Origin of the sequence: Roseiflexus castenholzii DSM 13941, from assembly GCF_000017805.1 — a bacterium.
Lineage (GTDB): Bacteria > Chloroflexota > Chloroflexia > Chloroflexales > Roseiflexaceae > Roseiflexus > Roseiflexus castenholzii.
Genome location: NC_009767.1, coordinates 4,241,499 through 4,261,432, shown reverse-complemented (window position 1 = coordinate 4,261,432; position 19,934 = coordinate 4,241,499). Strand labels below are relative to the sequence as shown.

The 19,934-nt window shown below is 60.4% G+C and carries 16 protein-coding genes; 8 read left to right on the top strand and 8 right to left on the bottom strand.

The annotated features are described in order from the left end of the window. Positions 1-228: 228 nt before the first annotated feature. Complete coding sequence (locus RCAS_RS16935; protein WP_012121755.1) at positions 229-2,211, bottom strand: AAA family ATPase; 1,983 nt, start codon at positions 2,209-2,211, stop codon at positions 229-231. A gap of 209 nt (positions 2,212-2,420) precedes the next feature. Then, positions 2,421-3,065: a hypothetical protein gene (locus RCAS_RS16930; RefSeq protein WP_157042684.1), complete on the bottom strand. Its 645-nt coding sequence runs from the start codon at positions 3,063-3,065 to the stop codon at positions 2,421-2,423. A gap of 200 nt (positions 3,066-3,265) precedes the next feature. On the opposite strand from RCAS_RS16930, the gene RCAS_RS16925 reads away from it, so the two are divergent. After that, entirely contained in the window at positions 3,266-4,096 is an 831-nt protein-coding gene (locus RCAS_RS16925; RefSeq protein WP_012121753.1) for an ABC transporter substrate-binding protein, read from the top strand. A 43-nt stretch (positions 4,097-4,139) separates the two neighbouring features. After that, a complete protein-coding gene (locus RCAS_RS24150) occupies positions 4,140-4,298 on the top strand; it encodes a DUF4926 domain-containing protein (protein ID WP_083760331.1) in 159 nt (52 codons plus the stop codon). 1,296 nt (positions 4,299-5,594) lie between these two features. Here the strand turns inward: RCAS_RS24150 and purQ are convergent. Continuing rightward, positions 5,595-6,398, bottom strand: coding sequence for a phosphoribosylformylglycinamidine synthase I (gene purQ / locus RCAS_RS16915; RefSeq protein ID WP_232280047.1), 804 nt, complete (start codon positions 6,396-6,398; stop codon positions 5,595-5,597). Further along, positions 6,399-7,787 (bottom strand): protein kinase domain-containing protein, encoded by a 1,389-nt coding sequence (locus RCAS_RS16910; RefSeq protein WP_041330984.1) that lies wholly within the window; start codon positions 7,785-7,787, stop codon positions 6,399-6,401. A gap of 636 nt (positions 7,788-8,423) precedes the next feature. Between RCAS_RS16910 and RCAS_RS16905 the strand changes: the two genes are divergently transcribed. The 4 genes from RCAS_RS16905 to RCAS_RS16890 all read left to right on the top strand — a co-directional run bounded on the left by RCAS_RS16905 (position 8,424) and on the right by RCAS_RS16890 (position 14,678). Beyond that, the gene (locus tag RCAS_RS16905; protein ID WP_012121750.1) at positions 8,424-9,683 is read left to right on the top strand and encodes a vWA domain-containing protein; all 1,260 of its coding nucleotides are present in this window, start codon (positions 8,424-8,426) and stop codon (positions 9,681-9,683) included. Positions 9,684-9,846: 163 nt separating this feature from the next. Beyond that, positions 9,847-11,097 carry a tetratricopeptide repeat protein gene (locus RCAS_RS16900; protein WP_012121749.1) on the top strand — a complete coding sequence of 417 codons (1,251 nt, stop codon included), beginning with the start codon at positions 9,847-9,849 and terminating at the stop codon, positions 11,095-11,097. Between the two features lie 396 nt (positions 11,098-11,493). Beyond that, entirely contained in the window at positions 11,494-13,305 is a 1,812-nt protein-coding gene (locus tag RCAS_RS16895) for a M3 family oligoendopeptidase (protein WP_012121748.1), read from the top strand. Then, positions 13,302-14,678 carry a glycerate kinase type-2 family protein gene (locus RCAS_RS16890; protein WP_012121747.1) on the top strand — a complete coding sequence of 459 codons (1,377 nt, stop codon included), beginning with the start codon at positions 13,302-13,304 and terminating at the stop codon, positions 14,676-14,678. Before RCAS_RS16895 ends, RCAS_RS16890 begins: the two co-directional genes overlap by 4 nt. On the opposite strand, the gene RCAS_RS16885 is transcribed toward RCAS_RS16890, so the two are convergent. The 3 genes from RCAS_RS16885 to RCAS_RS16875 form a co-directional block, all read right to left on the bottom strand. After that, complete coding sequence (locus RCAS_RS16885) at positions 14,647-14,982, bottom strand: hypothetical protein (protein WP_157042683.1); 336 nt, start codon at positions 14,980-14,982, stop codon at positions 14,647-14,649. The two genes, RCAS_RS16890 and RCAS_RS16885, sit on opposite strands and share 32 nt — an antisense overlap. Continuing rightward, positions 14,961-15,827, bottom strand: a complete 867-nt coding sequence (locus RCAS_RS16880) for a hypothetical protein (protein ID WP_041330981.1) — start codon at positions 15,825-15,827, stop codon at positions 14,961-14,963. Before RCAS_RS16880 ends, RCAS_RS16885 begins: the two co-directional genes overlap by 22 nt. A 124-nt stretch (positions 15,828-15,951) precedes the next feature. Then, positions 15,952-16,365, bottom strand: coding sequence for a hypothetical protein (locus RCAS_RS16875; RefSeq protein ID WP_012121746.1), 414 nt, complete (start codon positions 16,363-16,365; stop codon positions 15,952-15,954). 210 nt (positions 16,366-16,575) lie between these two features. Between RCAS_RS16875 and RCAS_RS16870 the strand changes: the two genes are divergently transcribed. Continuing rightward, entirely contained in the window at positions 16,576-17,400 is an 825-nt protein-coding gene (locus RCAS_RS16870) for a competence/damage-inducible protein A (RefSeq protein WP_012121745.1), read from the top strand. 170 nt (positions 17,401-17,570) lie between these two features. On the opposite strand, the gene RCAS_RS16865 is transcribed toward RCAS_RS16870, so the two are convergent. After that, the gene (locus RCAS_RS16865; protein ID WP_012121744.1) at positions 17,571-19,145 is read right to left on the bottom strand and encodes an alkaline phosphatase; all 1,575 of its coding nucleotides are present in this window, start codon (positions 19,143-19,145) and stop codon (positions 17,571-17,573) included. A 529-nt stretch (positions 19,146-19,674) separates the two neighbouring features. Between RCAS_RS16865 and RCAS_RS16860 the strand changes: the two genes are divergently transcribed. After that, positions 19,675-19,908, top strand: coding sequence for a hypothetical protein (locus RCAS_RS16860; protein ID WP_012121743.1), 234 nt, complete (start codon positions 19,675-19,677; stop codon positions 19,906-19,908). The last annotated feature ends 26 nt before the right edge of the window (positions 19,909-19,934 follow it).

Genomic DNA, 19,934 nt, shown 5'->3' with positions numbered 1-19,934 from the left:
CATGCCGGATGTTCACAGGTCATTGGTAGCGGGGCGTGGGTGTGTGACGCGGCTTTGTGTTCGTTCGTACTCTTCGTGGACGCCACAAAGTCGTGCGGCGCGCGAGACGAGCGAAGGATGCGTGCTGCCGGGGAAAGGACGGTTCTGAGTTCGTATACGCGAACCTCCCAACCAAAAACCCCCACGAGTTCCCGAGACCCGTGGGGGCGTTCACCGCATGCGGCTCCATTATGACTGCTCTTCACCCTGTTCAGCCGACGCCTGCGGTTGCTGGGAGGATGTCGGTTGCGTCGCGGCAGGCACATTGACGGCATCGACTGGACGACGCGCACCGGTGTAGCGGCGACTGACGCTGACCGGTTCGGGCAGCGCGCGGGTAGTGACAAACCCGAACTGCTGGCGCTGCGCCGTGCGCGGGTCGGTGAACGGATGCTCGGCTTCGACACGCGCCAGGATTTCGTTCACGTCGATGTCGGTCAGTTCATTGCGAAGGATCAATGCCTCAGCAATAGCGATGACCGCCTCTTTGTTGCTTTCGATCAGTGTTTTCACCTGGCGATACTGCTCGTTCAGAATCGCCTCCACGCGCATCTTGATATCAGGGCTTGCCAGCCCTTGCATCCCGAAAGTCAGGTGCGAATAGAGGCTATTGTCCATGCCATACGCGCCGACCATAAACGTCGCCAGACCGGTGGCGCTTTGCAGGTCGCTGGTGACGCCGCTCATCTGAATGTTGAGGAAGACTTCTTCGGCGGCACGACTGGCGAGCGAAATCTTGATCCGGTCGAGCAGTTCGTCTTTCGTGCGGGTATGAATTTCCTCTTCCGGCTTCCAGGCGGCAAAGCCAAGCGCCGAGCCATGGCGCACAATCGTCACTTTCGTCAGACGCTCTTTGCGCAGCAGTTTGACAGCGGCATATGCATGACCTGCTTCGTGGTACGCGAGGCGGCGGCGCTCCTCATACGACATGTTCCGAATCGGTTGGCGCAGACCCCATTCGTGCGTCTCGCGCGCGCGGGTAAAGTCCCAGTAGTTAATCGCCGAGCGACCGTCGAAGTGTGCATGGATGACTGCTTCGTTGATCACGAACTTGATCGCAACCGGCGAGTACCCGATGGTATCGGAAACCATGCGATCAATGGGCATTGGTTCGTGCTTAACCTTTGCCAGGTAGTACTCAATGATTTCCTTACGCCCATCGGCATCGGGAAGATCAACGGCGATTTTGCGATCGAAGCGACCTGGTCGCAGCAGTGCTGCGTCGAGCGTCTCCGCCAGGTTTGTCGCCGCCATTGTCAACACGGGTGGCATCTCTGCCTTTTTGCGGCGCAAACCGAAGAAGCGCAGAATCTTTCCGCTCAGCGACTGCTCATGGGGCGGCGGGTCCATTTGAATGAGTAGTTCGTTGAGCAGACCACTTCCCGCGCCCATCCCCATGCCCATGCCCATCACCACATTGGCGCGACCACCGTGGCTGGTATCGGGAGACATACCCATTGCACCCTGACCAGCGAGATTCGGGCTGCGCGCCATACCGATCGCATCGATTTCGTCGATGAAGAGGATACAGGCGCCATACTCACGCGCCAGTTTGCGCGCCTTGCGGTAGAGCAGCATGACTTTCATGTTGCCCATACCCATCCAGGCGGATGTCAGCGACGGAGCGCTCAGATAGCCAAATGGCACGCCTGCTTCAGTCGCCACTGCCTGCGCCATGTAGCTTTTCCCGGTTCCAGGCGGTCCAATCAGCAGCACGCCGCGCGTGACTTCGCCACCCATTTCCTTGAACTCTTTTGCGCCCTTGAGCAGCGTCACGATTCGGCGCGCCGCTTCCAGCACTTCCGGGTTCCCCTTGTAGTCTTTGAAGCCGATGCCCGTCTCGCCCGGTTTGAGCCAGTAGATGCGGGTGCGCCCCATGAAGTAGAACATCAAGAAGAACTGGAAGCCGATGAAGAAGAACAGATAGGCGCCGATCAGCAATACCTGAATAATCGCGGCGCCCATATCGTTCGTCATCACGAACTCAACGGCGCGCGGCGCCAGATTGATCACCAGCCAGATTGCAGCGATGGCGATCAACACGCGCCAGATGAAGCGTCGCACCTTCCAGGGCCAGCGATGGAGCGCCTGATCGATCTTCTGATCGAGTTCACGATCGAGTTCATCGCGATAGCGCGGGTCGACGCCAGGGCGATATGGTTCGAGAGCCATGCTTCAACTCCTCATCTCAGGCGCGTGTGCGCCGCTCGTACCTGGATGCAACAACGGATCATGCCAATGACGATTGACGATGCCGCATGCTTGTCATTCCGAGCCCTTCGCTTCGCTCAGGGTAAACGCAGCGAGGAATCTGAGCGGGTTGCGCAAGACCCCTTGCTCTGCTCGGGGTGACCATGCCGGATGGTCACCGGTCATTGGTATCAATTATTCTGCGACAGTCGATCTAGCGGCGAAATGATATTGATAATCTTGCCTTCCGGGTTCGCGGTAATAATCATCGGCACTTTGGCGCTCTGGCTCTGGAGCGACACCTGCACCGCGTAGAAGTACATTGAGCCGCCATCGTCGAGCGTGATGCCGCCGATGTAATCGTAGCGGTTATATACCAGACCCATATTCTTCTCGATATTGGCTTGCGATTGCAGTGTCGCTTTCGAGGCGCCGACATTGAGGCGCGATGTCTGATACTCCGTGCTGAATGAATCCCACATCAGGTCGGCATCGAAGGTTTTTCGTCCCTGAAGATAGTTGAGCACGGCTGGCGCAGGGGGAATCGAGTCGGCGCGGGTAAACGTCGGACCGTCGGGCTTTGGTCCCCACAGTTGCCAGCTCATCCAGCCAATCACGCTCAACAACACCAAGGCGACTGCCAGCGTCAGCGCATATGGTCGCATCGCGCGCCCTAGCAGCACCAGGCTGTAGAGCGCTCGTCGCAGAAGCAGGCGCATCAACCGAGTGAAACGACCGGCAGCGCCGACACGCGGCGGCGGTGCGTAGTACGGATATGGCGACTGGACGGGATACGACGGTGGAGGCGCCGCCTGCTGCACCGGAGGTTGCGACATATGACGCGGGTCCTGCATAAGGTTCACCACATTCCCTGAAACTAACGCTCATTCATCGACGTTCGGCATCGTCGAGTTGTCGATACGCATGGAATATAACGCCATTGGGAAATAGTGCAGGTGTGAAGAATTAATATCGAGATTGGTTTAAAGTATACTTGAACAATGACCGTTGATCAAGACATCTGTATGAAGATACGATGAGAGAGACGTTGCGGATGCGGCGGCGACGCGATGGAAGGCGCCGGTTCGATGCGGTTGCGCTGCTGATAATCGTCGGATATGCGGCGCTGGCGGTAAGTGCGCAAACGGGGTTGAACGTTGTGGGGCAGGGTCTCGATCCAGTATGGGCCGGGGTGCAGCAACGCCGCACGCTGCGGGTGGCGGTCGATCTTGGTTTCTACCCGTTCACCTGGATGGAGGATGGGAAACCTGCCGGATATGACATCGATCTGGCGCACGCGATTGCAGCGCGTCTTGGCGTTCAGGCGGAGTTCATTCCAAGCGGGCTGGATTCGATCTACGACGATCTGGCGGCACGGCGCGCCGATATTGCGATCTCAGCCCTGCCGTATGCGCCGGAACTCGGCTGGCGCGCCCGTTTCTCGCAGTTCTATTTCGACGCCGGGCAGATGCTGGTTGTTCGGTCGGATTCGCCCATCACATCAGAAGCGGACCTCACCGCTCACGTAGTTGGCGTGGCGCTCGGTTCCGACGCCGATACACTGGCGCGGCGACGTCTGATGGAGGGAGCATCGTTCGTGCTGCGTCCCGATTACGACACGCCGGCCGATGCGCTGGCGGCGTTGCAGCGTGGCGAGGTGGATGCCGTGATCGTCGATCATCCGGCGGCGCTGATTGCGATGGCGCACGCGCCGGAATTGCGCGTTGCGCAGGCGCTGACCTTCGAGCCATATGTGATCGCGGTTGCGCCGGAAGCGTATCGCCTGCACGAAGCGGTTAATCAGGCGCTCGACGCGCTACGCGCCGAGGGGTTCTTTGAGGAGGCGCAGCAAAAATGGTTCCGGTGAGTGCTGTAATAAACTCGAGACGGGCAATGCGAAGGAAAAAAAGATGACACATGATACCCCGCATGTGCTTGATGTCGTGGCGCTGCTCGAAGACCTTCCAGATCGCAGGCTGCGCCGGGGGCAGGTCGGAACCATCGTCGTGCGAGTCCCGTTCAGATTCCTCGCTGCGTTTACCCTGAGCGAAGCGAAGGGCTCGGAATGACAAGTCGCTGCGCTCGGAATGACAAGTCGCTGCGCTCGGAATGACAAGAATGCGGCATCTTCAGGCGTCATTGGTATCACCTCTCGCCTCTCGCCTCTTGCCTCGCTCCTCTTGCCTCTCGCCTCTCGCCTCTCGCCTCTTGCCTCTTGCCCCTTGCCTCACGCCTCTCACCTCACGCCTCTCACCTCACGCCTCTTGCCTCTTGCCCCTTGCCTCACGCCTCACGCCTCTTGCCTCGCGTCTCGCGCCTCTCGCCTCTCGCCCCTCACACCAATGACCGGTGACCATCCGCATAGTCACCCCGAGCAGCGCGAGGGGTCGTGCGCGACCCGCGCAGATTCCTCGCTGCGCTCGGAATGACAAGTCGCTGCGCTCGGCATGACAAGTCGCTGCGCTCGGAATGACAAGTCGCTGCGCTCGGAATGACCCGTCGCTGCGCTCGGAATGACCCGTCGCTGCGCTCGGAATGACCCGTCGCTGCGCTCGGAATGCCAAGTCGCTGCGCTCGGAATGACAAGTCGCTGCGCTCGGAATGACAAGAATGCGGCATCTTCAGGCGTCATTGGTATCACCTCTCGCCTCTCGCCTCTTGCCCCTCGCCTCTCGCCTCTCGCCTCTTGCCCCTCGCCTCTCGCCTCTCGCCTCTTGCCCCTCGCCTCTCGCCCCTCGCCCCTCGCCTCTCGCCTCTCGCCTCTCGCCTCTCGCCTCTCGTCTCTCGTCTCTCACCTCTCACACCAATGACCGGTGACCATCCGCATAGTCACCCCGAGCAGCGCGAGGGGGTCGTGCGTGTCCCGCGCAGATTCCTCGCTGCGCTCGGAATGACCCGTCGCTGCGCTCGGAATGACCCGTCGCTGCGCTCGGAATGACCCGTCGCTGCGCTCGGAATGACAAGTCGCTGCGCTCAGAATGACAAGTCGCTGCGCTCAGAATGACACGCATGCGGCATCTTCAATCGTCATTGGTATCACCTCTCGCCTCTCGCCTCTCGCCTCTTGCCCCTCGCCTCTCGCCTCTTGCCCCTCGCCTCTCGCCTCTCGCCTCTTGCCCCTCGCCTCTCGCCTCTCGCCTCTCGCCTCTCGCCTCTTGCCTCTCGCCTCTCGCCTCTTGCCCCTCGCCTCTCGCCTCTTGCCCCTCGCCTCTCGCCTCTCGCCTCTTGCCCCTCGCCTCTCGCCTCTCGCCTCTTGCCCCTCGCCTCTCGCCTCTCGCCTCTCGCCTCTTGCCCCTCGCCTCTCGCCTCTCGCCTCACGCCTCTTGCCTCTTGCCTCTTGCCTCTTGCCTCGCGCCTTCCCGCGATCACATCCCTTGCGCATACCGGATCGCATTCCGAAAGAGAGCCAACCCATCCCCTTCGTTCCGCAGTGGTTCGCGCGTCCAGCGCGGATGCTGGTGCGGCAACGCTGCGTTCTCCGGGTGCGGCATCAGCCCCAGCACATTGCCGCCAGGATTGCAGATTCCGGCGATATGATCCTCGGAGCCATTCGGGTTCTCCGGGTACGAGGGCGGTCCACCATTGGCGGCGATGTAGCGCAGCGCCACCAGTCCGGCGGCGCGCAGCGCGGCGAGGGTGGCGTCGTTGCGCGCCACGAAGCGCCCTTCGCCATGCGCAACAGGAACCTCAAGCGGGCGCTCGATGCCGCGGGTGAAGACGCACACGCTGGTCGGGTCGGCAGCCAGGCGCACCCAGCGGCACTCGAAGCGACCGGAAGCATTGTCGGTGAGCGTCACCGACTGCGGAGTGTCGCTACTGCCGTCCAATTGTATTCCGGGAAGGATGCCGGCTTTCACGAGCGCCTGGAAGCCGTTGCAGATGCCGATCACCGGACGACCATCCGCGACGAATCGTGTGATCTGATCGCCAAGGCAATGGATCAGATCGATTGCCAAAAGTTTTCCTGCGCCCAGATGATCGCCATATGAAAACCCTCCTGGAACGACCAGCATCGCATAGTCCATCAGTCGCCGTTCGCCGGCAATGAGTCGGTTGATATGGACCATCTCCGGGCGCCCTCCCGCAAGTTCGATTGCCAGCGCAGCGTCGCTGTTGCGATTAATGCCGGCGGCGCGCAAAATGAGAACACGCGGCGTCTTTCCCATCATCTATCCCCAGCGAAACTCGATTTCCACTTCACCAATCTTGATCCGGTCGCCGGAACGCAGGCGATGTTTCTGGTGTGGCGGCAGCGGCGTCCCATTGACGAGTGTGCCGTTGGTCGAGCCAAGGTCAGTCAGGGTGTAGTAGTCGCCATTGCGTTCGATCAGCGCATGATGGCGCGACGCGATGCCGCGGTCGTGTTCCGCCAGGTCGAGTTCCGGGTAGTGGTGCTGGCGCGGATCGCGGCGGCCGATACGCAGTGGCGTGTGTTCGATCTTTTGCTCAAACGTGCTGCGCGGCGAGGCAATGATCAGGCGCGGCGCGGCCATGGCGGCGCTGAGCGGCGCGCCGCAACCGGCGCAGAAGCGCGCATGAGGTTTGTTGATCCGTCCACAACGCGCGCATGTATGACCTTCCGGCGGTGCGATCGGCGGCAGCGCCGGCGTGATTGGAGGCGCAACCGGCGTCGCCGGCGCTTGCAGGATCGTTTCGGGCGAGGAGGGTGTCACAACCGGCGGGATGATCGGCGGCGGCGGCGTGGCGCGCGCGGCGGGATCGACAAATGGCGCATCGAGACAGCGATGGAGCGCCTGCTCGAATTCGAGCGCACTGCTGAACCGCCTGGACGGATCGAGGTTCATTGCCTTGATGATCGTCTCTTCGGTGCGCGCATCAACCGACGGATTGAGTTTGCGAATACTTCCCTTCGCAGGTGTTTGCAACGGAATCGGCGGCAGGTTCGTCAGCAGGTGGAGCAGTGTCGCGCCGAGCGCATACACATCGGAGCGCGCATCGGTTTGCCCCTTGCCATACTGTTCTGGCGGCGCATAGCCCGCCGACCCCATCGCAATCGTATCTTTCGCCTTACGCACTTTGTAGGTGCGCGCAACGCCGAAGTCGATCAGTTTCAGCACTCCCTCCGGGGTCAGCATCACGTTCGATGGCTTCAGGTCGCGGTAGATGATCGGCGGAGTGCGCGTATGGAGGTAGTGCAGAATACGCGCCAGTTGAATGCCATAGCCGACCACCTGTTGTTCGAGCAATGGCGCATTGGCGTCGCGGATGCGGTGCTCGAGCGTCTGTCCCGGAACGAACTCCATGATCATCACGGGGCGTCCCTGATACTCGAACAGGTCGGCAACGACCGGCAACCCAGGGTGACTGAGTTTGCTGAGGAGTTCGGCTTCCTGCAAAAACAGTCGCCGATTCTCTTCGAATTCCGCAGTCGGCAGGTCTTCCAACGGGCGCATTTCTTTCAATGCCCAAATGGTCGAGTCTGCCAGGCGTAGCGCGCGGTAGACCGCCCCCATCCCGCCGCGACCTATCAGTGAGATGATGCGGTACCCGGCGTGTGTACCGTGGATGATCGTTTCCGGCGCGAGCAGTTCAGACATATGGCGCTGCGTATGCGCTCCTTGCAGGGAGAACCGCATTCCTGCGCCAATTGTACCACAGGATGCCCGAAATTGGTCCGTGCCGCCTACCGCTTCAGCGGGGCGGGCTGAACGCACGAAGAGCGCGACAGCCCCCTTCGTGCGGGGTTCAAGGGCGGATAGAACTCCCGAGCGAACACCGGCGCTCCCGCCGTGGAACGGCCGCGCGCGCCGCCGGTCGCCCCGCTCTCGTGCGCGGGAGAGGGGCAAAGGGTGAGGGTGCAACGGCGCATCCCAACGCTATGCATGCCCGCTCTGCGCATGCGTGCGGTCCGCCTTTGAACTTTGCGCCGGGAGAGGTCAGCCCCGCGACGGAGGTTTGGGGTGGGTGCTGATGCTGGCGCGAGCGTTGCATTGATACAAGCGTTGTTGTTTGCAGCAGAACTTTGTTATACTCTATCTCTGTGATGTCGTTGTCGCGCGTCGGGGATCTTGAGCGGCAACTGTGGGGTAGAAGGCAGCGTATATGATAAAGGGGCGCATGGGTGTAGACGTTGCGCCTCAACCGCAGCATTGATGATCGCGCCGGTTGCCGGCATCGGCAAAAATCGGCGCAATGTGTGACGGCGACAGAGCGCGTCGTCAAAGGAGTAGTCTATGGCAGGCGAGGTTGCCATTCGCGCATCGCTGGCGCGTCCGTATCTGACGGCAGCGACGATGCCGCAGGTTGCGTATCTGCTGATCGAAGTCACGCCTGGTCAGATCATGACACAAGTGCGAGCGCCGGTCAATGTCTGTTTTGTCATTGATCGGAGCGGCTCGATGAAGGGCGAAAAGATCGACCGGGTGCGACGCGCGACGATTCGCGCAATTGAGATGCTCGACGCACAGGATGTCGTCTCGGTCGTGATCTTCGATCATCGCACCGAGGTCCTGATCCCTGCCACGCCGGTCGCCAAACCCGCAGAACTGGCTGATCGCGTCAATCGTGTGCGCGATAGCGGCGGAACCCGGATTGCGCCGGCTATCGAGGCAGGTCTGCGCGAGATCGATAAAGGACCGTCGCACATGGTGCGTCGCCTCATCCTGCTCACTGACGGTCAGACCGAGAGCGAGTCCGACTGTCTGCGACGCGCCGAGGATGCCGGACGGCGCAACGTGCCGATCACGGCGCTTGGCGTCGGCAAGGACTGGAACGAGGATCTGTTGATCGAGATGGCGAATCGTTCGGGAGGAACGGCAGACTATATTGATCGTCCAGAAAAGATCGTCGATTACTTCCAGAATACCATCCAGCGCGCGCAGGCGACGACGGTGCAGAATGCGAACGTGACGCTACGATTTGTGCAGGGAGTATTGCCGCGCGCCGTGTGGCAGGTCTACCCGCTTATCACCAACCTCGGTTACCGCCCCATTTCTGATCGCGACGTCAGTGTGCCGCTTGGTGAACTGGAAACCGGGAGCGGACGCACCCTGCTTGTCGAAGTGCTGGTCGAGCCGCGACCATCCGGTGAGTATCGCATCGCTCAGGTCGAGGTAAGTTATGATATTCCGCTGCTGAATCTGCACGGTGAGAAGAGTCGCGCCGACATCATGCTTTCCTTTACGACTGATGCCGGGCTTGCTGCGCAGGTGAATCCGAATGTGATGAATATCGTCGAGAAAGTCAGCGCCTTCAAGTTGCAGACGCGCGCCTTGCAGGACCTCGCTGCCGGCGATGTCGCGGGAGCGACCCAGAAGCTGCAAAGCGCCGTGACCCGGTTGCTCAACCAGGGCGAAGTCGAACTTGCGCAGACGATGGAGCGTGAGATTCAGCATCTGCAACAGACCGGCAAACTTTCCAGCGAAGGGCAGAAGACGATCAAGTTCGGCGTGCAGAAGACGGTGCGGTTGAGCGACATCAAGCAGGAGGAATAGAGATCAGGGGTCGGGGGTCATGAGATCAATGAACTTAACCCTTACCCCCCTAACCCCGGGTTCGCAGTTCTTAATCCCCGCAAGCCGGTTCTCATATGCTATAATTCTGAGAAATTGATGAGAACATTCACCCGCCCGCGGCCCAACTGAAGGAGAACCGGCGATGCTCGGCGAGCCGCACTATGACGAGGCGATTGTACACTTTCAGCGTGGCCTGGTGCTTGAACAAGCGAACCGCGTCGAAGAGGCGGTCGAAGAATATCGGCGCGCGTTAGAGCATAACCCGCATCTCGCAGAGGCGCATGATGCCCTTGGCAATTACTACCATCGGCATGGTCTGCTGGCAAAGGCAGCGGAAGAGTTTCGCATCGTTGCCAATCTGGAAGGCGGGTTTCTGGCATACTTCAACATCGGTAGCATCCTTATCGAACTTGGCAGATACGACGAGGCCATCAATGCGCTGCTCCACTGTCTGATCTTTGATGCCGAAGACCCTGCGGTGCATTATCAACTCGGGCTGGCGCACTTTCTGCACGGTGATGATTATGCGGCGCTCTACCATCTTCAGATGACGCAGCAGCGCTATCCAAACGACAGTAGCCTCCACCTGCTGATTGGTCGCTGCCATTTGCGACTGGGCGCATACGATGATGCAGAGACGGCGTTTCACGTCGCTCTCCGTCACGCTACACACGACATTGATCGGCTTCGCATCCGAATGTATCTTCAGGCAGTCGAACGCCACCGTGAAATTGGCGTGGTCCATTCGCTCAGAGAGCGTTTCTATGCTGAACAGGGTGTTGCCTATCTTGGCTCGACCCACGACGACGGAAACAGAACAGAGGAATTTGCTGATTTCCACTTTACCTACCCCGACATTGCCATCAGCCTCCATCGCCTCACCCGCCTTGCCAGATTGCAACGCTGGCGTCTGACGTGTATCGTTCCGATTGATCGCCTGGCTGAACCGCTGGCTCGCGCGCTGGCAGAATTGCTTCAGGTTCCGCTGCGCGGCGCTGATGCGCTGCAACCCGATGATATTGCCTTGCTGACCCTCGCCATTGGTCACGAAGCCGAACTGTTGAAACTGGCGATCGAACGGGCGCCGTGTGCATCGGTCACGTTCTGTCTTGGGTTGGATTGGTTGCGCCATAATGCCGTCGTCCCGGATGTGATCGGGGTCGTTGCACGCGATATGTGCAGTGTGCCGTGGGAACCTGAGTTTCGTCGCCTCCGCGCGCAGGGTGCGCCTGTTGATCAACTGAATGCCTGTCTGAACCAGGCGACGCAGCAGATTGTCGCCGCCGTGCAATCGACGCCCGCTCCGATCACGCCGCAGAGTCTGGCGTTCTTTCAAAAGTTCCGCCGCCTGCGGTATATCGAACATGCCTGCGGCGCAACCATCACCTGCTGATGGGTTTGATCTCGGCGCCTGTTCATGCTTTTCCTCGGAGGACGAGCATTGTGCCTGTACGCGCACTATCCTGAGATGGCAGGATGTGCGCTTTGGCGCTTGCGGAACCTGTTCCGTCGTTGATGAGACTTATACCAATGACCTGTGACCATCCGGCATGGTCACCCCGAGCAGCGCGAGGGGTCGTGCGCGACCCGCGCAGATTCCTCGCTGCGTTTACCCTGAGCGAAGCGAAGGGCTCGGAATGACACGCATGCGGCATCTTCAATCGTCATTGGTATTAACCCCCCACTCCCCGCTCTCCAGATGGCGACGATTCGCTCTTTTGCTCATCATGCGGTACCATACCCGGTACATTCCCTGACCTGATGTATGTTGAATGCCGAGGAACGATCTATGACCGCCTCCGTAAGCGAAACTCTTCCCCACTGGGATATGACCGTCGTCTACCCCGCGCTCGATGCGCCAGAATTCAACCGCGACCTTGTTGCAGTACGCCAGGCATTCGATGATATGACCGCGCTGTTTGATCGACTGGGCATTGATCGGCGCGACGATCAGGCAACGGATAATACTGCGCTGGCGGCATTCGATACCGTCATTGCAGCGTTGAACGATCTGCTGGAACGCTTTACCACGCTGCGCGCCTATGTCTACAGTTTCGTTGCAACGGATTCGCGCGATGATCGGGCGCAGGCGGCGCTCAGCCTATTGATGCAGGACAGCGTCAAACTAACGAAACTGTCGAAACGGTTGACGGCATGGATCGGCGGACTGGATGCTGAGACGCTGATTCAGCGCTCGGCGGTTGCGCGCGATCATGCGTATCTGGTGCGACGTGCCGTTGAAGAAGCCCGTCACCTGATGTCGCCGGCGGAAGAGGAACTTGCCGCAGAACTCGATCTGTCGGGCGGGATTGCCTGGACGCGCCTGTACCAGAATCTGACGTCGCAGATGATGGTCCCGATTGAGCGCGATGGGCAGGTAGTCGAACTGCCGATGAGTCAGGTGCGCAACCTGGCGCGCGACCCCAGCCGCGAGGTGCGTCGCCATGCGCATGAAGCGGAACTTGCCGCCTGGGAACGCGCTGCACTGCCCATCGCGGCGGCGCTCAACAGTATCAAAGGACAGGTGCTTGCGCTCGGTCGCCGGCGGTGCTGGGCAACACCCCTCGACGCATCGCTGTTCGACAATGGAATCGACCGCGCCACGCTCGATGCAATGATGCATGCCTCGCGCGAGTTCTTCCCCGATTTTCGGCGCTACCTGCGCGCCAAAGCACGGCTGCTCGGCGTCGAACGTCTCGCCTGGTACGACCTGTTCGCGCCGGTCGGCGGCGGCGGACGCAGCTGGCAGTTCAGCGATGCTGAGGCATTTATCGTCGCCCAATTTGCGCGCTACTCGCCTCGTATGGGGGAGTTTGCGGCGCGAGCGTTTCGTGAGCGCTGGATCGATGCCGAACCACGTGCCGGAAAAGTTGGCGGTGCTTTCTGCATGTCGCTCCGACGTGATGAGTCGCGTATCCTGGTGAACCACGACTCGACGGCGGATAGCATGTTCACCCTGGCGCACGAACTCGGTCATGCCTACCACAATCTGAACCTGGCGCACCAGACGATGCTCAACCGTGATACGCCGATGACTCTGGCAGAAACGGCGAGCATTTTCTGTGAGACGATTGTGCGCAATGCGGCTCTGCAAGAAGCAACCCGCGATGAAACGCTTGAAATTCTTGAGGCGTTCCTCAGTGGCGCTTGCCAGGTGGTGGTCGATATTACCTCGCGCTTCCTCTTTGAGACGGCGCTCTTCGAGCAGCGTGCCGCGCGCGACCTCTCGGTGGCGGAATTGTGTACCATGATGACCGATGCGCAAAAGCAGACGTATGGCGATGTGCTCGATGAGCAGACCTTGCATCCATTTATGTGGGCTGTCAAGGGTCACTACTACAGCAGTGGATTCTCCTACTACAACTATCCCTATATGTTCGGGTTGCTGTTTGGATTGGGGTTGTACGCCGAGTACCAACGGGCGCCTGAAGCGTTTCAGGCGCATTACGACGGCCTGCTGGCTTCGACCGGGCTGGCAAGCCCTCTCGATCTGGCAGCGCGGTTGGGATTTGATCTGCGCGCCCCTGCGTTCTGGCGTGCCAGCCTTGAGGTTGTTCGGAAAGATATTGATCGCTTTGAGGCGCTGGTGGATGTGGTATGAACCCGGCGTTGTTTCTGACGGCAACTCTCCGGTCTCTTCCGCACGGCGCTGCCGTGACGCGCATCCTTGCGGCGGCAGTTGCCGCCGTTGAGCCGGGCGCTGCGGTGCGACGCTTCCTGCGGCGTGATGGCGAGCGCCTCATTGCCGGCGACAGGGTGTACCATCTCCGCGACTTCGACCGCTGCTGGATCGTTGGCGCCGGCAAAGCGGGAGCGCCAATGGCTGCCGCTGCCGCCAGTATTCTCGGCGAATGCGTGACCGGCGGTGTCGTCGTCGTCAAGGAAGGGCACGTTGCTGCCGAAAGCCTGGCAGTGTTGCAACCACGGATCGACGTGATCGAAGCCGGGCATCCGATTCCTGATGCGCGCGGCGTCGCCGCTGGCGAACGCATCGCCGATCTGTTGCAGCGCACCGGCGAACGCGACCTGGTGCTTGCACTGATCTCTGGCGGCGGTTCGGCGCTGCTGACGCGCCCTGCACCGGGTATTACCCTCGATGATCTGCAACGTCTGACAGGGTTGCTGCTAGCGTGTGGCGCGTCGATTCATGAGATCAATACCTTGCGTCGTCACCTCGACACGCTGAAAGGCGGCGGGCTTGCGCGCCTGGCAGCGCCGGCCGCCGTCGTCACCCTCGTCCTGTCCGATGTCGTTGGCGATCCGCTCGACGTGATCGCCTCCGGTCCCACTGTTGCCGACCCGACCACCTTTGCCGATGCGTTGGGTGTGCTCGAACGGTACGAACTGGTTCCTCAGACGCCGGTTGCTCTTCTGGAGCGGTTGCGGCGCGGCGCGCGCGGTGAGATCGATGAGACCCCCAAACCGGGCGATCCGGCGCTGGCGCGGGTCCACAACCTGATCATCGGCAGCAATCGCCTGGCAGCCGAAGCGGCGCTGGCAGCCGCGCGCAACGAAGGGTTCAATACCCTGCTGTTGACGACATTTCTGCAAGGCGAAGCGCGCGTCGTCGGGCGTGTGCTGGCTGCCATTGCGCGCGAGATTGTCGCCCACAATCAACCCATCCCTCGACCGGCATGCGTGATCGCTGGCGGCGAAACGACTGTCACCCTGCGCGGCGACGGTCGTGGTGGGCGCAATCAGGAACTGGCGCTTGCCGCAGCCGCCGATCTCGCCGGCATCCCTGGTGCGCTGCTGGTCACCCTGGCGACTGATGGCGGTGATGGACCGACTGATGCAGCCGGCGCCGTCGTCAGCGATACGACGATCCGGCGTGCTGCGGCGCTGGGAATCGATGCAGCCGCAGCGCTGGCGCGCAACGACAGTTATCCGTTCTTCGCTGCGCTCGACGACCTTCTGAAACCGGGTCCTACGCAAACCAACGTCAACGATCTGGCGCTGATCGTAGTGGTGTAGCCGTAGGCCGGCGCTGCACCGCAGTACGCCACACGGATGTGATCGCCTGCCAGTGATCGTCATTCATGAGCCTGACCGGTGTAATCCAGGCGTGCGGCAGATTGCCCTCCTTCCCGGCGATCATGGCGCGTTGCAGGTCTGTGGCGCTCACCACAGCGTTGCGGTCCGCCCACAAACCATAGGAGATAATGATCCGGTCGGCGCTGTATCGCTGCACATACTGCGCAATATCGCGGGTGTATTCCGGCGATGTTCCATTCAAGCCGAAATAATTCCAGAGCACTAACCGGTCGGCATGCTGCAAAAGGAGCGCATAATCGTGCCCGCTACGCCGCCCCTCATGCTGTGGCGCGTCCGCATGAACCCGAACGTCCACAAAGAGTTGTTTGCCGTGCGTATGCGCAACATGCGCTGCGCGTTCAGCGAATCGGGCGAGCATCGCCGAACGCCATGCGCCAATGGTGGGATGATCGAGATGTTAATCGATCCACGGGGAGTACGGGGCCAGTCGCGTCGTCCGCTGTGCTCCCGGTACAACGCCAGATCGTCGGCGCCGTACCCTTCCTGATAGTAGAACAACTCGGTCAGGGTAATGGAATCGACTTCATAGTGACGGGCAATATAGTCGATCATGGCGATCAGCTCGTCACCGAACGAGCCATTGACCAGCGCATGCGTACTTGCCTGGTAGGGAATGGGGTGACCTGCGGCGTCCAGTGCGCGCTGCGTCGGTCGCGTTTGCAGATAACGCGGCGCAAAGACATCGACAATCGCCGACACGTGCGCCCAACGCCCAAAGCGTTGCGTCGCATTCGCCAGCAGGTCGCGTCCGCTCTCGCGCACCCCGGCAGACCAGCGTTCTTCCTTGCCGCTCCAGCGAAACCCGGTCCAGTCGAGGCGACCGGCGCTGAGACCGACCATATTGACGCCAGCATCCCGCATACGCTGTTCGAGTCGCTCGAGACGGTCCCGTGGCAGTGCCAGATCGGAGAGATCGAGACTCACGGCGCGGACCGGCAACGTCGTTGAGGCGGGCGTTGCGGTGACGGCAGGTGATGGTTCAATAGTATCGGGGCATGCCCGTGCCTCCGGCAGCCAGAGTGGGAGGAGCATGGTCATCAGCGCCAGGACGATCACCAGACATCTCATACTCTGCCTCCGTGGCGTCGAACCGTCGCCGCAATCATCTTCCGCGCGAGTCGTTCGAACGCGCTCGCGGGCAGACGGCCTCCGTGGCGTCGAACCGTCGCCGCAATCATCTTCAGCGCCTCGCTCACCTGTGCCGGGAAACGTAGCGCCAGATGCCGGGCATACGCCATCCACGTCTCCGATTTTTTGTTGGCAGGAGCGTCATTGTTTGCGCGTGTGGCAGGGTTTCGCGCCGTTGCGTGGCTCTGTCTTGCGGCGAAGCAACGACTGATGCGCCGATGCCGACGCGATCGGGTTTGTTCCAGCGCTGCTCGGTGCGCCGCAGTTCGAGATAGATAGCGCGCGCTATGACGAGGCTGAGCAGAAACGAGTATGGCAGCCAGAAGATCACAGCCAGATTCCATGCATTCCCAAACAAGGCGCTGTCAATGGCATGATATGCATGGATCAATGCCACAGCGCTGCTCACAATACGAGTCGCCCGATGGTCAATGGTCGCATTCCGGGACAGTGTGCGCGTCAGTTTCCGGCGGCGCATAATGACGAACCCTGTCAGGAAAGAAACGCAGACGCTGCTGTAGCGTGACCAATCACCTCGATGAGAACCATTGATACTCCTCCAGTCACAAGTGTTGTATCGCTGATGTACAATCCAGAAACGCAGGAACCGGCAAAACGTTACGGGTAGAAAGGGACGTGTTCTACCGACGCGCACATCAACAGAGGTGGGGAGGTTTCGGAAAATACCATGATCCCTGTCGAGATAGTGGTAACTGGCAATGAGTTGCTCCAGGGCGATGTGCTGGACACCAACACCAACTGGATCTGTCGGCGGATCACGGCGCTGGGAGGGCGCGTCGAACGTGCCGTCATCGTGCGCGATGACATGGACGCGATTGTCCGCGAGATTCGCTCGTGTCTGGAACGTTCCGCCAGACTTGTCATCACCATCGGCGGCATGGGACCGACCCAGGACGATGTGACAGTCGCGGCGGTTGCAGCCGCCCTCCATCGTCCTCTGGCTCTTCATCCAGAGGCGCTGGCCATCGTGCGGCGGCAGTACGAGCAATTTGCGCGCGATGGCGCGGTGGACGATCCGACCATCACCCCTGTGCGCGAAAAGATGGCGCATGTGCCAGCAGGCGCAGCCCCGCTCGAAAATCCGGTTGGTGCGGCGCCCGGCGTTCTCCTGGAGACAGACACATCCACCGTTGTCTGTCTGCCCGGTGTGCCTGCGGAACTGAAGGGGATATTCGAAGGCGCGCTCCAGCCGGTGCTGCAACAGCTCTTTGGCGAGAGCGCATTCCTCGAAAAACTGGCAATAGTGAACTGCAAAGATGAATCGGTTCTGGCGCCTGTGCTGCAAGCGATCTCCGAGAAGCATCCCGATGTCTATCTGAAGTCCCGAGCACAGCGGTTTGGTTCCGATGTGAAGTTTCGCGTGACGCTTTCAACAACGGGATCGTCCAGAGAAGTGGCGGAGCAGCGGATCGTGGCGGCAGAGGAGGATTTTCAACGCGCCCTGAGTGCGATTGGCGCGTCAATCGAGGCTGTTGACGCGCAGGTCGGGTGACCATCATCCGGGCAGGTGGTGTAACCGGTGCAGACGCGCCAGCACTGGCGCGCTGGCGCGTTCACAGCCATAAGTAACCGTCATCTGAGCGGTTGGTGCAAACGCTGCGGAGCCGCCGGCGCCTGTACAGGTGCGCCGACGGCTCGGTAGACTGAGGCGACTGTCGCCGACTACCGGTTCGGCGCCGTTTGACCGATCGACGACGGCAGCGCCGTGCCGAAGAGGGTCAGGTACATCAGGCGGTACACATCGGTGTTATCGAAACGACCGCGAAACGTGCGCCGCAATTCAGCAGAGTTCAACCCCTGAGCGCGCGAGAGAATGCCGCCCGACACGTCAGGCGTGCCCACCCAGCTAACCGCGAATGCCATCCGCTTGCCATAGGCATCGGGCTCGCTCAGGAACGGCGGTGAGTTGCGTCCATAGCGACCATCGAGCGGCGAGGACACATTTTGCGCACTCACTCCGGTTGGGTTGTTGTTATACCCCGCCACATTCTGGTTCGGATTCCATGCACCGACCTGCATACCGCCAGCGTCGCTGTCGGCGGCGGTCAGGATCAGCGTATTGCGATTGCGCTGCTGGAACCGCTGCGCCGCCTCGATGACATCATTGGCGTGCTTCAGACCGGTGAGCGTGCCAATGGCGTTGTCGTTGTTGCCGAAGTTGTCCACGCTCTCCGTTTCAACCACCATCATAAACGGCTTGCCAGCCTGCCGCGCGCAACGCTGGATAATCGTCAGTGCGAGATCGGTCATCTCAGCGGCAGTTGGCGGGTTATACCCCAGTGTACCGGGTTGGCTGCCGAAGAGGATCAGGTTCGTGCGCTTGTCGTTGACGTCGATGGAAGGATCGACCAGACCTGCGCTGATCAGGCGTTCCTCGGGCACATCATTGAAAATGTCGTCAGCAGCAAACAGTCCGAGCACATTAGGCGCGTAGCGGCGATCGCTATTCACCCGCTCGCGCAGTGCCTCGAACTCGGCGCGGGTGCGCACAATCACATATCCCTTCGCCTCGAACTCCCTGAGCAGGTTGCGCCCGTCCTCGCGGCTTGGACCAGCGCCGGTGATCGGGTCACGGTGCACATAGCAGTCGAGAGTGACAGCCTCTGGAGCGCACTGCGGCGTACCAGCCGGCAGAAAGAACCGCTCACCGCCAGCCAGAATGATGTGCGGCGGCTGCTCACCTTCGAAGCCCGGACGACCATCGAGGATCTGGCGAACGATCTCATTGTCGAGGTTGCGGTTGCCAACTTCAGAGACAAAGGCGGCTGTGCCCGGCTCGGCGATATCGCCGTCGTTCACGAGTGCCACCGGGTGACCATGGTTGATCGCCTCGCGCATGATGCTGCCCGGATAGCTGGAAAGCGCCAGAATGCTGCGTGCGGCATCACCATCGCCGTCTTTGCCGAATGAGCCAAGCCCTTCGACCTTGTAACCGAAAGCGTGCGTGGTCGCGCCACCATTCGAGGTGCCGGTCAGGATGTCTGCCATGTGACCCCGATAGGCAGCCATCTCGGGCAGCGTATCCCAGGGGCTCAGCGCATCGGGACCGTACCAGTAGATGCGAGCGGCAGCCCAATGGTTGATGCCAGAGCCGTCGGGATGGATAAAGATGACGTTGCCCGTGCGTGATGAACCCCGCAGTTCAGGAATCTCCGTACCTGCTGCTACCGCAGAAACCGTTGCGATCAGCAGCGCGATTGTGCCGATCAGACCGAGCGTGCGTTTTCCTCCGAACATTGCGTTGTACTCCTCTCTCTGCTGTTTATTGTCTCAACTCTGCGAGCCAGTGATGCAACTACGCAGTGAACCAGCCAGCAGCCGCAATCGGGCTGCGGCACGAAAAGCGCCGGAAGACCCTGGGAAATACGCCGCGAATGCTGAGGTAGAGACGCAGTGATCGAACAAACATACCGACGGCGCAGACGCCATCTGCGCTCCGGCTCGCTCGTGAACAGTCCGGAGATCCAGGACTGCCAGACACGTTCACACGCGCAGATTTCAACGTCAGGCTCAATAGAAGAATAATCAGAATGGCTTAAGCAGCATTCAAGCAGAGGTGAAAAAGAAGTTATTGCACCATCAAGGGCGATTAATAATGAAAAGTTTGTAATTATCGTCTGATTTGAGCGCAAAAATGCCTTTTTATATCCCTCACGTTGCGCCCCAGGAAGGAAAGACGTGAGCACATCTTCGTTTTTTTATGCGTTGTGCCTTATTTATTGGTGTGTTCTGTTGACGGAACGGAACATGCCAGGAGGATCACACTGTGAAATCGTGCTGGTATCTGCTTCTGATCGGCGCTGGAATAGTTCTGATCATCAGTTTCATTTACAACCTCGCCTTTGCCGGAATTCCCTACCAGGACCCGCCACCCGACCTGGCGGCGCGCTATGCGTTCCACGCGGCGGTCGCCAATGCTCTTTTCTGGACAGGGAGCGCGGTTGTTCTGCTGGGGGTGATCATTGGTGTCCTGTCGTTCGCACTCCGCAGACGCAGGTGACCATTATTCGGAGGGTTAGCGCCCGG

Coding starts and splice junctions, on each gene's coding strand:
- RCAS_RS16935 (WP_012121755.1), bottom strand. CDS start 2,211: ATGGCTCTCGAACCATATCGCCCTGGCGTCGACCCGCGCTATCGCGAT.
- RCAS_RS24150 (WP_083760331.1), top strand. CDS start 4,140: ATGACACATGATACCCCGCATGTGCTTGATGTCGTGGCGCTGCTCGAA.
- RCAS_RS16930 (WP_157042684.1), bottom strand. CDS start 3,065: ATGTCGCAACCTCCGGTGCAGCAGGCGGCGCCTCCACCGTCGTATCCC.
- RCAS_RS16865 (WP_012121744.1), bottom strand. CDS start 19,145: ATGTTCGGAGGAAAACGCACGCTCGGTCTGATCGGCACAATCGCGCTG.
- RCAS_RS16870 (WP_012121745.1), top strand. CDS start 16,576: ATGATCCCTGTCGAGATAGTGGTAACTGGCAATGAGTTGCTCCAGGGC.
- RCAS_RS16910 (WP_041330984.1), bottom strand. CDS start 7,787: ATGTCTGAACTGCTCGCGCCGGAAACGATCATCCACGGTACACACGCC.
- RCAS_RS16895 (WP_012121748.1), top strand. CDS start 11,494: ATGACCGCCTCCGTAAGCGAAACTCTTCCCCACTGGGATATGACCGTC.
- RCAS_RS16890 (WP_012121747.1), top strand. CDS start 13,302: ATGAACCCGGCGTTGTTTCTGACGGCAACTCTCCGGTCTCTTCCGCAC.
- RCAS_RS16905 (WP_012121750.1), top strand. CDS start 8,424: ATGGCAGGCGAGGTTGCCATTCGCGCATCGCTGGCGCGTCCGTATCTG.
- RCAS_RS16925 (WP_012121753.1), top strand. CDS start 3,266: ATGAGAGAGACGTTGCGGATGCGGCGGCGACGCGATGGAAGGCGCCGG.
- RCAS_RS16880 (WP_041330981.1), bottom strand. CDS start 15,827: ATGAGATGTCTGGTGATCGTCCTGGCGCTGATGACCATGCTCCTCCCA.
- RCAS_RS16900 (WP_012121749.1), top strand. CDS start 9,847: ATGCTCGGCGAGCCGCACTATGACGAGGCGATTGTACACTTTCAGCGT.
- purQ (WP_232280047.1), bottom strand. CDS start 6,398: ATGATGGGAAAGACGCCGCGTGTTCTCATTTTGCGCGCCGCCGGCATT.
- RCAS_RS16875 (WP_012121746.1), bottom strand. CDS start 16,365: ATGCGCCGCCGGAAACTGACGCGCACACTGTCCCGGAATGCGACCATT.